The organism is Rhodopseudomonas julia (genome assembly GCF_030813515.1).
Taxonomy (GTDB): Bacteria; Pseudomonadota; Alphaproteobacteria; order Rhizobiales; family Afifellaceae; genus Afifella; species Afifella julia.
Map to the genome: position 1 here is coordinate 1113335 of NZ_JAUSUK010000001.1, position 12811 is coordinate 1126145.

The 12811-nt window shown below is 61.4% G+C and carries 13 protein-coding genes; 4 read left to right on the forward strand and 9 right to left on the reverse strand.

Annotated features, from left to right (window positions below; genetic code table 11):
• Positions 1 to 38: 38 nt before the first annotated feature.
• The 9 genes from J2R99_RS05185 to J2R99_RS05225 all read right to left on the reverse strand — a co-directional run bounded on the left by J2R99_RS05185 (position 39) and on the right by J2R99_RS05225 (position 8898).
• Positions 39 to 1004 (reverse strand): type II secretion system F family protein, encoded by a 966-nt coding sequence (locus J2R99_RS05185; protein WP_307153402.1) that lies wholly within the window; start codon positions 1002 to 1004, stop codon positions 39 to 41.
• A gap of 9 nt (positions 1005 to 1013) precedes the next feature.
• A complete protein-coding gene (locus tag J2R99_RS05190) occupies positions 1014 to 2006 on the reverse strand; it encodes a type II secretion system F family protein (RefSeq protein ID WP_370872327.1) in 993 nt (330 codons plus the stop codon).
• Positions 2007 to 2052: 46 nt separating this feature from the next.
• Entirely contained in the window at positions 2053 to 3528 is a 1476-nt protein-coding gene (locus J2R99_RS05195) for a TadA family conjugal transfer-associated ATPase (protein WP_307153403.1), read from the reverse strand.
• Positions 3529 to 3543: 15 nt separating this feature from the next.
• Positions 3544 to 4845 carry an AAA family ATPase gene (locus tag J2R99_RS05200; protein ID WP_307153404.1) on the reverse strand — a complete coding sequence of 434 codons (1302 nt, stop codon included), beginning with the start codon at positions 4843 to 4845 and terminating at the stop codon, positions 3544 to 3546.
• Between the two features lie 7 nt (positions 4846 to 4852).
• Positions 4853 to 5557, reverse strand: a complete 705-nt coding sequence (locus tag J2R99_RS05205) for a CpaD family pilus assembly protein (protein ID WP_307153405.1) — start codon at positions 5555 to 5557, stop codon at positions 4853 to 4855.
• A gap of 21 nt (positions 5558 to 5578) precedes the next feature.
• Entirely contained in the window at positions 5579 to 7090 is a 1512-nt protein-coding gene (locus tag J2R99_RS05210) for a type II and III secretion system protein family protein (protein ID WP_307153406.1), read from the reverse strand.
• 32 nt (positions 7091 to 7122) lie between these two features.
• Positions 7123 to 7902 (reverse strand): Flp pilus assembly protein CpaB, encoded by a 780-nt coding sequence (cpaB, locus tag J2R99_RS05215; protein ID WP_307153407.1) that lies wholly within the window; start codon positions 7900 to 7902, stop codon positions 7123 to 7125.
• Between the two features lie 175 nt (positions 7903 to 8077).
• Positions 8078 to 8593 carry an A24 family peptidase gene (locus J2R99_RS05220; RefSeq protein WP_307153408.1) on the reverse strand — a complete coding sequence of 172 codons (516 nt, stop codon included), beginning with the start codon at positions 8591 to 8593 and terminating at the stop codon, positions 8078 to 8080.
• Positions 8594 to 8724: 131 nt separating this feature from the next.
• Positions 8725 to 8898, reverse strand: a complete 174-nt coding sequence (locus tag J2R99_RS05225) for a Flp family type IVb pilin (RefSeq protein ID WP_307153409.1) — start codon at positions 8896 to 8898, stop codon at positions 8725 to 8727.
• Positions 8899 to 9147: 249 nt separating this feature from the next.
• On the opposite strand from J2R99_RS05225, the gene J2R99_RS05230 reads away from it, so the two are divergent.
• The 4 genes from J2R99_RS05230 (at position 9148) to J2R99_RS05245 (ending at position 12765) form a co-directional block, all read left to right on the forward strand.
• Entirely contained in the window at positions 9148 to 9756 is a 609-nt protein-coding gene (locus J2R99_RS05230) for a pilus assembly protein N-terminal domain-containing protein (RefSeq protein ID WP_307153410.1), read from the forward strand.
• 176 nt (positions 9757 to 9932) lie between these two features.
• A complete protein-coding gene (mscL, locus tag J2R99_RS05235; RefSeq protein ID WP_307153411.1) occupies positions 9933 to 10385 on the forward strand; it encodes a large conductance mechanosensitive channel protein MscL in 453 nt (150 codons plus the stop codon).
• Positions 10386 to 10435: 50 nt separating this feature from the next.
• On the forward strand, positions 10436 to 11638 hold the full coding sequence (locus J2R99_RS05240) for a pyridoxal phosphate-dependent aminotransferase (RefSeq protein WP_307153412.1): 1203 nt from the start codon (positions 10436 to 10438) through the stop codon (positions 11636 to 11638).
• On the forward strand, positions 11635 to 12765 hold the full coding sequence (locus J2R99_RS05245) for an AbrB family transcriptional regulator (protein ID WP_307153413.1): 1131 nt from the start codon (positions 11635 to 11637) through the stop codon (positions 12763 to 12765). The genes J2R99_RS05240 and J2R99_RS05245 overlap by 4 nt, the downstream gene beginning before the upstream one ends.
• Positions 12766 to 12811 lie beyond the last annotated feature (46 nt).

Below are 12811 nucleotides of genomic sequence, written 5' to 3' on the forward strand. Positions count from 1 at the left end.
CATGACCCGGCATCGCGCCGGCACGCTTCACCGCCACGTCAATTCATCGACATAACCTGAATCGCTGCCGGCGTGATGATCACGGCAAACAGCACCGGCAGGAAGAACAGGATCATCGGAACGGTGAGCTTCGGCGGCAGCGAAGCCGCCTTCTTTTCAGCCTCCGCCATGCGCATGTCGCGGTTTTCCTGAGCGAGAACGCGCAGCGACTGGCCGAGCGGCGTACCGTACTTTTCCGCCTGAATGAGGCTCGTGACGACCGCGCGCACACCTTCGACGCCGGTACGCTTGCCGAGATTCTCGTACGCCTTGCGCCGATCCTGGAGGTAGGAGAGTTCCGCCGTCGTCAGCGACAATTCTTCAGCCAATTCCACCGATTGATGGCCGATTTCCTCCGACACCTTTCGGAAGGCCGATTCGATGCCCATACCCGATTCGACGCAGATGAGGAGGAGGTCGAGCGCATCCGGCCAGGCCTGCTTGATGGCCGTCTGGCGCTTCGTCGTCCGGTTCTTCACGTAGAGCCCGGGCAGATAATAGCCGAGATAGGCGGCCGCCACGACGATCACCAGCTTGATTGTCGGCGGCTGATCGATCGGGTCGAGGCCGAAGAGATAAAGTCCCGAGGCGATAAACATGCCAAGCGGCGCCAGCAAGCGAGCCGCAAGGAAAAAGAGGACAGGATTCTGGCCGCGCAGGCCGGCCATTCTGAGCTTGTTGACGATCTCCCCTTCTTCCGCCTGCTTCAGAAGATTGAAACGGTCGACGAAATTTTTGACCCAGCGCGTCGGCTCCGGCTTCAGCGTCGCCTGCTTCTTGGCGGCATCCATCTTGGCGCGCTCGCGCGCGCGGATGCGCTCGCGTTCACTCGACACCTGCTTCATGCGCGCGGAGAGATTGTCGCCGGCAAGATAGGGCCAGGCGAGGACGACGATCGCCGAGAACACCGATAGCGCCGAGGCAAGGGCGATGAAGAGATCGGTGTTTTGCTGAATGAGGTTCATGGCCGAGCGCTAGAAATCGAAGTTGATCATTTTGCGCATCACGAGGATGCCCATGAGCATCCAAATGGCAGCGCCCACGAGGACGATATGGCCGAGCGTCGTCGTGAAAAGAAGCGCGATGTAATCGGGGCTCGTCAGATAGACGATCGACCCGACGATGATCGGCAAGCTGCCGATGATCATCGCCGAGGATTTTGCCTCCGAACTCATCGCTTTGATCTTTCCTGCCATCTTTTTCCGCTCGCGCAGGACCTTGGAGAGGTTCGACAATGCCTCGGCGAGACTGCCGCCCGTGCGCGACTGGATGGCGATGACGATGGCGAAGAAATTCGCTTCCTGGAGCGGGATACGCTCAGGCAGCTTGGAAACCGCCTCATCGAGCGGCATCCCAAGTGTCTGGTCCTCGATGATCTCGCGGAATTCGGTGGAGACGGGCGGCGAGGCTTCGGCGGCGATGATCTTCATGCAATCGACCAACGGCAGACCCGCCTTGACGCCGCGCACCACCACGTCGAGTGCGTTCGGAAATTCGGCGGTGAACTGCTTAAAGCGGCGCTGGCGCCGGAAATTCACATAAGCATAGGGCAGAAGAATGCCGAGGCCGAGGCCAAAACCGGCTGCCGGCACCAGCGGCAGGATACCCAAAAACACCAGGAGAGTGATCGCCAAAAGCGAGGTCACGGCGCAGATCATGGTGAAGGTTTTAGTCGACCAGGCGAAACCGGCCTGACGCATGCGCAGCACCAGGGTCGGCTTGCGGCTGCGTTTCGATTTCTGCTGCTCTTCGATCTCGCGCAGCGTGTCTTCCACGCTGCGGCGCCGGCGGCCTTCCTCGCCGCCTTTGCGCTCTGTGTTGAGGGGGCGCGCAGTGACCCCTTCGACGCGCTTCTGGCTGCGTGAGCTGCTACCGAGCCCTGACGAAAACAGGGCAAAGACCACCCCCCCGACCGACAGGAAGATGAGGCCGACCAGTGCGAGCTTGATCATCTCGGGCGTCAGCACGGCCACGCCCTTTCAAGACTCCGATGATCGTTGGCCCGGGCTTTGCTCATGCGCGCATCGGCTCGTCTGCCTCGGCGGCGTCGAGAGCGGCGGCAAGGCGCTGTTCTTCGTTGAAATAGCGCGCCCGGTCCCAGAAGGCGGGGCGACCAATGCCGGTCGAGCGGTGGCGACCGAGGACACGACCGCCGGGATCCTCACCGAGAATATCGTAGACAAAGAGGTCCTGCGTGATGATGACATCGCCTTCCATACCCAACACCTCGGTGATGTGGGTGATGCGGCGCGAGCCATCGCGCAGACGGGCGGCCTGGACGATGACGTCGATCGACGAAACCATCATTTCGCGGATCGTACGCGAGGGCAGTGCATAGCCGCCCATGGTGATCATCGATTCGATGCGGCTCAGGGCTTCGCGCGGCGAGTTGGCGTGCAAGGTTCCCATGGAACCGTCATGGCCCGTATTCATGGCTTGCAAGAGGTCGAAGGCTTCCGGTCCGCGCACCTCGCCGACGATGATACGTTCCGGGCGCATGCGCAGGCAGTTCTTGACGAGATCACGCATCGTCACCTCACCCTCGCCTTCGAGGTTCGGCGGGCGCGTCTCCAAACGCACGACATGCGGCTGCTGCAATTGCAGTTCGGCTGCGTCCTCGCAGGTGACGATACGCTCGTCGTGATCGATATAACGGGTCAGACAGTTCAACAGCGTGGTCTTGCCCGAACCGGTGCCGCCGGAAACGAGAACGTTGCAGCGCACCCGACCGATGATCTGCAGAATGGTCGCGCCGTCCGGCGTGATCGTACCGAAGCGGACGAGCTGATCGAGGGTGAGCTTGTCCTTTTTGAACTTTCGAATGGTGAGAGCAGGCCCGTCGATCGACAAAGGCGGGGCGATAACGTTGACGCGCGATCCATCGGGCAGGCGCGCGTCGCAGATCGGGCTCGATTCGTCGACCCGGCGGCCGACCTGACTGACGATGCGCTGGCAGATGTTGAGCAACTGGGCGTTGTCGCGGAAGCGGATGTCCGTTTCCTCCACCTTGCCCAGCACTTCGATGAAGACCTGCTCAAAGCCGTTGACCATGATGTCGGCGATGTCGTCGCGCGCCAGCAGCGGCTCGAGCGGCCCATAGCCGAGAACATCGTTGCAAATATCTTCGAGCAATTCCTCCTGCTCGGAGATCGACATCACCAGGTTCTTCACCGTGATGATGTCGTTGACGATGTCGCGGATTTCTTCGCGCGCCTGCTCGGCGTCCATCTTGGCAAGCTGCGACAGGTCGATCGTGTCGATCAGCGCGCCGAAGATCTGCGTCTTAACGCGATAATACTCTTCCGATTTGCGCGGACGTGCAGCGATTTTCGCCGGCTTTGACGGAGCGGGCGGCGGCGTCAGGCTGGGCGCAGCCGAGGTCGCCGCCTTCACAGCGCTCTCGGATACGGCAGGCTTCTTGGGCGCCTCGACCGAAGGTTTCGGTCGCTGCCCTTGTTCAAGCTCCGTGACGCTGCGCTTGCCGAACATTCACTCTTCCTTGGTTTAGGCGGCCCGCTTCGGTTTGGGCTTCGACTTCAGCTTCTCCAGCAAAGGCCCCAGGAGGAGACCCGTTTTGCGCCCGTGCTTGGTCTCCTTGCGGCCGGTGATGACCTGCGCCAGGTCCGTGAAGATTTCATTGATATTGGATTTCGCCGACGCCTCGGCAATCATCTGGCCGTTATTTGCGGCCGTCCCGAAAAGAAGCGGGTCGAAGGGGATCACGCCGCTTGTCGGCAATTGCAGCGCGGCGGCAAAATCGTCCGCCTTGATCTCAGGCTGGCGCGGCACACCGACCTTGTTCAATACGAGCCTTGGAGGCGCATCGTTGGGCCTCGCCTGCTTGAGGAAATCGACCAGATTCTTGGTGTTGCGCAGATTGGCGAGATCGGGCGTCGCGGTGATGACGATTTCGTCGGCCGCGAGCAAGGTCTTGCGCGCCCAAGAGGTCCAAAGGTGCGGCAGGTCGAGCACCACCGTCGGCACGTTCGACTGCACGAGATCTAGGACGTGATCGAAGGCCTCTTCGTCGAAATCATAGGTCTTGTCGAGCGTCGCGGGGGCAGCAAGCAAGCTCAGATGCTCCTGGCACTTGGTCAGAAGGCGATCGAGGAGAACTTCGTCGAGGCGGTCGGAGCCGAAGACGGCATCCGCCATGCCCTGCGGCGGATCCTCGTTAAAATCGAGCCCCGCAGTCCCGAAAGGCAAATCGAGATCGGCCAGGATGACGTCGGAAGCGAAGACGCTCGCCATCGTCGAGGCGAGGTTGTGGGCGATTGTCGACGAGCCGACGCCGCCTTTGGCGCCGATAAAGGCAAATACCTGCCCGAGTTTGGCGCTTCCTTCTTCACTGTAAATATCGGCGATAGCACGGATCACCGCCATCACATCGATCGGCGCGACCAGATATTCGCTGACGCCACGCCTGATCAGCTCACGGTAGGTCGCGACATCATTGGAATGGCCGATGACGAGAACCTTCGTGCCCGCATCGCAGACCTCCGCCAGCTCATCGAGGCGCGCCAGAAGATCTTCTTTCTCCAGACGGCTCTCGACCACGATCAGATTGGGGGTGGGCGCGGATCGGTAAAACTCGCAGGCCGCACCAAGGCCCCCGGTATGCACCTTGCAATGCGCGCGCGACATACGCCGATCGGAGCATGCCATATCGAAAGTGGCGGCGACTTCCGGCGTGTCACAGAATGCTTGGATGGTAACGCGCGGAACCGGCTTGATATCCGCCCTGTCCGTCGTCTCCGGCTCAGGCCCGTCCTCAGCAAAGGGATCGTCGAAATCGGTGCTGCTCATCGGGCCGTCAATCTCCCAAGCCGCTGGTGATCAAGCCTATGCCGGACTTGGTTTCGGAGCCCGAAGCATAATCCTGAAGGACCTTCGCGCGTCTTGTCGCATTCGCCGGAGACATCTGTCGCGGCTGCAACAGATCAGCAGGATTGGCCACCATAGCGGCAAGATTATGCTGCGATGCGCAGCCGAAATTGTGGTATTCGCGATTGTCCATCGTGGCGGTCACGTCGTCCGGCCAGACGCCGCATTTCGGCGTCACCGCCTTGACCTTCAAATAGGACAGACGCACCGGGGCCGCGCGGCTCGCGTTGCTGCGATAGGGCGCAACGCGCACAAGTCCTGGCTCCACCCCAGCCTCCAAGACCGCCGCGCGGATGGCGCGCGAGGCCGCCGCGGCCGCAATGTCATTGCCGGAGCCGCTCGGCACCTGAACGGTCACTGAACCGATGCCTGTGTCACGGTAACCGAGGGCGTAATCGTAGATCGCATCTTTGATCTCGGGAGACAAATGACCGCCACGCATCCCAATCGGGATGTCGAGCGTCTCAGCCTCCTCCGAAACCATAATGGGATGTCTCAGCCGATAATCCTGCCGCTCGAGTCCGGCTTGGTCAAGATTTCGTGACTGACAACCGGCCAGGAGCCAGACAGAGAGAACGAGCGCGAACGCTGCTGTCGCTCCACTCCTGCGGCCATGACATGCGAAGGATTGCATGAAGTCGTTCCCCTTATCCGATCAGTCGAACGAAAACCCGACCTGACCGGCGTAAACGCCCGTCGGGCGGTCCCCCTGGGCGCCGTAGCGCTTTATCAGGCTGCCGAGAAAGTAAGCCTCGGCGTCATTGGCCATCGCCAGATTATCGTCGGGCCGGGCAAGCTTCTGCGGCGCCACCGGTTTGACGATGTAGGGCGTGATGATGACGACAAGCTCCGTTTGGGAGCGCAGGAAGTCCTTTGAGGAAAACAGCGCGCCGAGAATCGGCAGATGCTGCAGTCCCGGTAAGCCCGAAACCGCACGACGGGTTTCATCCTTGATGAGGCCTGCAATCGCGAAAGCCCCGCCTGAGGGCAGCTCGACTGTCGTCTCTGCGCGGCGGACCGTGATTCCGGGAATGGTGATACCGGCAGCCGTCGAAAAAGACCCTTCGGAGGCGAGGTCGCTCACTTCCGTGCGCACCTTGAGACTGATGCGGCCACCGTCGAGAACGACGGGCGTGAAAGCAAGATTGACGCCAAACTGCTTGAACGCCACCGAAATGTTGCCGTCGTTATCGACTGAAACCGGCACCGGGAATTCACCGCCTACTAGAAAATTCGCAGTCTCTCCGGACACGGCCGTGAGGTTGGGCTCCGCCAGGCTGCGCAACATGCTCGCCTCTTCGAGGGCCTTGATGCTCGCTGAGAGCTTGTTGCCATTGTTGTTCCAGGCGAAACCGAGGGAGGCGGGATCGGTGTTGGTATTGATTGGAAAATTGAATGGCGAAAGGCTGCTCACCCCACTGACCGCTCCATCGGTGATGGCGCCGAAACCGAGATTGCCATCCTGCAGAACCGCCTGGGTGTTGATGCCAAGCTGCTTGACGATCTCGCGGTTCACCTCGGCGATGGTGACACGCAGATTGACCTGCTCCTGGCCAGTGATTTTGAGAAGGTTGATGATGCCGGGCCCGCCATCAGAGGAGCTGCCACCGCCACCCGTATTGATGGTGATGGAACCGGCGCTCATGCCGCCGCCCCCCGACGATTGAATGAGGCTTCTGGCGATCTGCTCGGCTTTCTGCGATGCGCTGGAAGATGGGACATAGCCCGTCAGAACGATCGAGCCATTGATCACTTCGGCATTGATCTGGGCATCGGGAATGGCCGTGCGCAGAAGCCGGTTGAGCGGTGTCAGATCCGTTTCAACATAGAGATCGAGGCTGGCGATCTGCCTTCCGCCCGCATCGAAGAGAAAGACGTTCGCCTGACCGGTTTTGACGCCGATGAGATAAAGCCTCGTTGAGGTGCGTAGCACCGCATCGGCGATCTCCGGATTGGAGACGAGCACGTCGCCGGCCGGCCGAGGAAGCTCGACGACCATGGATTTGTTGACGCCGAGCCTGAGCGGCTGGTTCTGTGAGGCGCCGGTCGCGCTTAGCGTGATGGTGCGCGGAAAATCGGACGCGGCCTTGCTCGCCTCTGCCAAGGGTAAGGAAAGCGCAACGAAAGTCAGCACCGCCAGCGCCCATCTGTGCGCATGCCCGATCATCTTCACTCTCCTTTTGAGGGCAAGGCACGCATTCATTGTGTCTTCACCAGCTGTTCGTCGCCGAAGCGGATCACCTTGACCGTGCTCGAACGGTTGCGGTCGATCGCCGTATCGGGGTTGTCGGCGTCCGCCATGCTCCGCAGGGCGAGCGACAATGTTCCGCTGCCTTCCGCAGCCGTCACGACTTCGGCTTCGCGCGGGGTCACTTCCAATGTCGCCGTCTTGCCGATGACGACCGGCTCGCCCTCACGCTCCTGCACGGTCTGATCGATGGCCAGGACGCGGATATTGCGCAGGATCGTGCGGGTAACCTGACTGCGAGATTCGCCGCCCTCTTCGGAGAAGGTCAGAAGAATATCGACCCGGTCGTTCGGAAGGACGAAACCGCCGGCCGCATTTTCGGCCGAAACCCGAACGGCGACGGCACGCTGTCCTTCCGGCAGGATCGCGGACATGAAGCCGGACTCGGCAGTGGCGAGCTTGCCTTCGCGGATCGGTTCGCCATCAAGAAATTGATTGCGGACGACGACACCGGAGAGCTTTTCGATCGCTTCCGGCCGCGCCGTCTTCTCGATGAAGGCAGGGTTGATGCTGTCTTCCGGCCAGGGCTGCCAACGCATGTTCGAGCCACTGAGGGCTGTCCCCTGCGGGAGATCGGCGGAGGCGACCAGGATGTCACGCATCGCGACCTGCGGAGCCGGCGTGGCGGCGGGCTCGTTTATCGGCCCGCTATCGAGGTTGAGCGCCAGATAGGCGGCCGCACCTCCAGCAAGGAGGGCAACGACCAGGACGATCAATCGGATTGGGGCCATCGCGTGGAGAACCTCGGCTGACGCAATTCACGCCTAAGGGCGCTCAAGCCGGAGTTTCGTCGGGAATGGTCAAGGTATGGTTAATGTACTGGGCCATCTGTCCCTTTCTGGGACGCAACCCACGATCACTCCGCCGTGGGCCGATCCATATGAGGAGTAGAAACCGTCTCGATAATCATGCGAGGCGCAGGACCCATTCGGTCTGATGAAACAAGATCAAGGCCGCCGCAGCAAAAGCCACACCATAGGGCACGCCGCTCTCCCCGTCGCGGAAACGGCTGAGACAGGCCGGCCAATAATTGGGAAATGGGATGTGGCCCATTCGCAACTGGAGCACAACGAGCGTCAGCATACCGCCGAGCACGGAGGCCAGCGCAAAATACGGGAGCGCGTCATGCCAGCCGAACCATAAGGCCGCCACGCTGGCAAGCTTGGCGTCCCCGCCGCCGATCCAGCCGGCGGCAAAAAAAGCGAAGGTCACGCAAAAGGTGGCAAGCCCAACGGCGAGGCTCAGCCCCATTTCATGCAGTGTGAAACCGGCAAGCGGAGCAGCAATGAGCCACAGGAGGAGGAGGCCTAGGACCAGGACGTTGCGAATTTTAAACGTCAACAAATCCATGATGCCCGCATAGGTCATCAACAGTGGGAAGAGAAGCAGAACGGCGTACTTCAGAAGCGCGATTGCAGACACGCCATTCTCCCGGTCCCCTTCGGTGCCGACCGATCTTCGTCGTCTCGGCAGCCCAAAACGAGAAACGGAGGGCGATGGCCCTCCGTTGCTTTCAAACCTGCTCGGACATGCCAACAGCAGGTCTTTATGATTCAGCCGGCGGTGCCGAGCGTGCTCGCGATCGAGCTAAATGCTCCCTTCAGGCCGGTGCCGAGCGTGCTCATCACGGCGATGATCACGACCGAAATCAGCGCGGCAATCAGACCGTACTCGATGGCGGTCGCACCGGACTCGTCCTTCATGAAGCGATTCACAAGCTTCTTCATCTCTCTGCTCCTTCTGTCGTCACCCCGAACGCCCGCCGTTGCGGTCTTTGGTGCCCGGGAACTAGGGGTAATGCCTAGCAACAATTGTTTGCGGCAATCTTAATCCAATCATCCAGAGAGCCGCGACAATGCTGCACGACGAAGCTTGCGCGAAGCATGTGCAGAGATCTCCTGAAGATACGGAAAGGCATCAGGACAGCGCCGATTTCAGAAATTTACCACGGCAATTCATGCACTTACGAGACTGGAATGTTTTCCAAACAATTTTTAGCAATGCGCCTCATACCGCCGGACAGCCAGGCGCCTTTGCACGAAGTTGTTTGCACTTCGTTCACCCTTCTTACGTATTGTGCTGACGAACTTAGTAAGGACGATCTCATGCAAGGCGTGCGCACCAGGACGAATCGGGTTCCTTTTGCTCGCATCCTGGCGGGACTGCTGCCCCTTGTCCTCCTCGTCGCGATGACCCTTCCTGTGCGGGCGGAAACGATCGCGCTCACCATCGACTTCGCCAAGGTGATGAAGCTCGACAAACCGGTTTCAACGATCGTGATCGGCAATCCGGGTATCGCGGACGCAACGGTGGAGGATGAACAAACCCTCGTCCTGACGGGCAAGGCTGCCGGCACGACAAACCTGATCGCGCTTGACCAGGATGGACAGGAAGTTGCGAACGCCACATTGCAGGTGGTGTCGAACGACCGGCAGCTCACGACGATCTTCTACGGCTCCAACCGTCAGACGCTGTCCTGCTCGCCAATCTGCGAGAAGGTCATTTCGGTCGGCGACGCGGCCACGAATTTCGAGCAGGCGAGCAGCCAGATCCAACAGCGCCAGAGTTTTTCCCGCGGACGGTGAGCCTTGCCGACCGGGCCAGCCGCGCACGTCCGGTCAGGACGCTCGCTACCGTGCCCAATTCTTGCGATGGGCGCCCAAGACCCACAACCGCGCCTTGTCAGCCAGCCGTCGTTGGGGCGCACCTCGATCGCGGAGGACGACGACAGCGCCCAGAAAGACCTCGAAGGACGTCATAAATGCTGAAGGAATTCCGTGAGTTCGCCCTCAAAGGCAATGTCCTCGACATGGCTGTTGGCATCATCATCGGAGCCGCCTTCGGTGCGATCGTCTCCTCCCTGGTCGACGACGTCCTGATGCCGCCGATCGGCCTTCTTCTGGGTGGGGTGGATTTCTCCCAGTTCTTCGTCGTGCTAAAGGGCGAGGGCACCTTCAACACCATCACACAGGCGAAGCAGGCCGGCGCCGTCACGTGGAACATCGGCCTCTTCATCAATGCGATCGTCAAATTCCTGATCGTCGCATTTGCCGTCTTCCTGCTGGTCAAGGTCGTCAACCGGCTGATGCGCCAGCGTGAGGAAAAACCCGCGGCCGCACCTGAAGTCCCGGAAGACGTGCGGCTTCTTCGCGAAATCCGCGATGCGCTGCAGGCACGCAACCAGGCGGCGAAAGGCGATAATCCCACCGTCTGAGCCAAGCAAAGCGCTAGACGGGCTCGGTGAACGGGCGCTACAAAACACTCATGAGCGCCCATCCCTCCGATCTCGCCGAACCCGGCACGCAACTTCTCTCCACGCTTCGCCAGGAGGCGCTCGCAGCGCCGGATTCCGGCATCGTGGAGGTAATGAATTACGGCCGCGAAAGGCCGGGTATGATCCCGCTTTGGGCGGGAGAGGGCGACCTTCCGACACCTGACTTCATCTGCGAGGCGGCGGCGCGTTCGCTCGCCGCTGGCGAGACCTTCTATACTTGGCAGCGCGGCATCCCGCCATTGCGGGAGGCGCTGGCGCGTTACCATCAGAGTCTTTACGGACGAGACTTTTCGGCCGAGCGCTTCTTCGTCACGGGCTCCGGCATGCAGGCGATCCAAATCGCCATTGCGGCGGTTGCCGGTGCCGGTGACGAGGTGGTGATCCCGACGCCGGCCTGGCCGAATTGCGCAGCGGCCACCGGCCTTGCCGGTGCGACGGCCGTGCATGTGCCGATGCATTTTACCGACAATGCCGGATGGCGCCTCGATATCGACGAGCTTCTTGGAGCAACCGGCGAGAAGACAAAGGCCATCTTCCTCAATTCGCCGTCCAACCCAACCGGCTGGACCGCGACACATGAGGAGCTCAAGGCGATCCTCGATTTTGCCCGCCAGCGCAAGCTCTGGATCATCGCCGACGAGGTCTACAACCGCTTCTTCTTCGCGGGCGATCGCGCACCCTCGTTCTATGACATTGCCCACGACGACGATCCAATCCTCTTCGTCAATACCTTCTCCAAAAACTGGGCGATGACGGGATGGCGCGTCGGCTGGATCGGAGCCCCCCCTGCGCTCGGTCGCGTGCTTGAAAACCTCATCCAGTATTCGACTTCCGGCGTCGCCGTCTTCATGCAGCGGGCGGCGACCGTTGCCGTGGAAGAAGGCGAACCCTTCATCGCCGAGCAGGTCGAACGTGCTCGCCAGAGCCGGGAGGTGATCTGCAAGGCGCTGCAATCTTCGCCCCGCACGCGCTTTACCTGGCCAGACGGCGCTTTCTATCTGTTCTTCTCGATCAAGGGCGAAGAAGAGACCGGAAGGCTCGGCTTGCGCCTCGTCGACGAGGCGAATGTCGGGGTGGCGCCCGGCACCGCCTTCGGGGCGGCGGGCGAAGCCTTCATGCGACTTTGCTTCGCACGCAAGCCCGAGGACATGGTCGAAGCCGGGCGGCGGCTCGCAAACTGGCTTGCGAGGTGAGTGGTCAGGCCGGCGGCTTCGCCCTTCCTTCTCGCGACACACTCTTTCGGATCGCTGCCACACTCGCCCTTTCGACCGCGGGCGGGGGGCTGTTTGCGTTGATCGGGCTGCCCGCCGCATGGATTTCAGGCGGCATGCTCTTCGTCGCCGCCTCCAGTCTTGCGGGTTTCCACACGGAGATCCCGAGCGGATTGCGCAACGTCATATTCCTGGTTCTCGGCGTGATTTCCGGAACGGGAGTCACGCCGGCAACGCTCAACGAAGTGTCGAGCTGGCCCGTCAGCTTTTTTGCCCTCGCAATCACCGTGGTCCTGGTTACCGTCGGAAGCTACCTTCTCCTCGTGCGGATGTTCCGGTGGGACCGCCACAGCGCGCTTTTCGCGGCGCTGCCAGGGGCGCTTTCCTTCGTGCTGGCAGCCGCCGAGATGACCTCTGCCGATCTTCGCCGCGTCGCCATCGCTCAGAGCCTGCGGCTCATTATTCTGCTCGAGGCGTTGCCTCTGGCCGCCTTCCTCGCCGGCGTCCATCCGAGTGCTGGCGGCGCTCGTGGCGCCGCTCCCGTCGATTGGGGCGAGCTCTTTCTGCTCTTCGCCACCGGGGCCGTATGCGGATTTCTTCTCTACAAGCTGCGCATACCGGGCGGTCAAATGCTGGGCGGCCTGCTCGCGGCGGCCGCACTTTGTGTCTCCGGCGTGGTCGAGACGGCAATCCCCGCTTTCATTCTGATCCCGAGCCTCGTCGGCATCGGCGCTATCGCCGGCTGCAGATTGAGGCCCGAAGACCGCCCCCTCCTGCCGAAGATCCTCACGGCCGCGGGCGCGGCCTTTGCCATCGCCGTCGTCATTTCCGCCATCGGCGCAGCGATCACGAGCATGATTCTCGACATTTCGCTGCTGCAAACCTTCATGGCCTTCGCTCCCGGTGCGCTCGAGGCACTGACCATCCTCGCCTTCACCATGAATGTGGACCCGGCCTATGTGGCCGCCCATCACGTGGTGCGGTTCGCGGCCCTCGCCTTAGCAGTGCCGCTTCTCGCACGCTGGCTCATGCGGCAAGAGGCGCACGCCGCTCCAGATCCCGAGGAACCGTGGGAGCGGGGGCGCAGCGAACGGGCGAAGAAGGAATAGCGGCGGCGGAACGCCTGTGCGCCATCCCCGATAACGGCCTGCTTTT

What these genes read in the sequence shown, in the direction of transcription:
- J2R99_RS05185 (WP_307153402.1), bottom strand. Translation starts at nt 1,004, where the DNA reads ATGAACCTCATTCAGCAAAACACCGATCTCTTCATCGCCCTTGCCTCG.
- J2R99_RS05195 (WP_307153403.1), bottom strand. Translation starts at nt 3,528, where the DNA reads ATGTTCGGCAAGCGCAGCGTCACGGAGCTTGAACAAGGGCAGCGACCG.
- J2R99_RS05200 (WP_307153404.1), bottom strand. Translation starts at nt 4,845, where the DNA reads ATGAGCAGCACCGATTTCGACGATCCCTTTGCTGAGGACGGGCCTGAG.
- J2R99_RS05205 (WP_307153405.1), bottom strand. Translation starts at nt 5,557, where the DNA reads ATGCAATCCTTCGCATGTCATGGCCGCAGGAGTGGAGCGACAGCAGCG.
- J2R99_RS05210 (WP_307153406.1), bottom strand. Translation starts at nt 7,090, where the DNA reads ATGATCGGGCATGCGCACAGATGGGCGCTGGCGGTGCTGACTTTCGTT.
- cpaB (WP_307153407.1), bottom strand. Translation starts at nt 7,902, where the DNA reads ATGGCCCCAATCCGATTGATCGTCCTGGTCGTTGCCCTCCTTGCTGGA.
- J2R99_RS05225 (WP_307153409.1), bottom strand. Translation starts at nt 8,898, where the DNA reads ATGAAGAAGCTTGTGAATCGCTTCATGAAGGACGAGTCCGGTGCGACC.
- J2R99_RS05230 (WP_307153410.1), top strand. Translation starts at nt 9,148, where the DNA reads ATGTTTTCCAAACAATTTTTAGCAATGCGCCTCATACCGCCGGACAGC.
- mscL (WP_307153411.1), top strand. Translation starts at nt 9,933, where the DNA reads ATGCTGAAGGAATTCCGTGAGTTCGCCCTCAAAGGCAATGTCCTCGAC.
- J2R99_RS05240 (WP_307153412.1), top strand. Translation starts at nt 10,436, where the DNA reads ATGAGCGCCCATCCCTCCGATCTCGCCGAACCCGGCACGCAACTTCTC.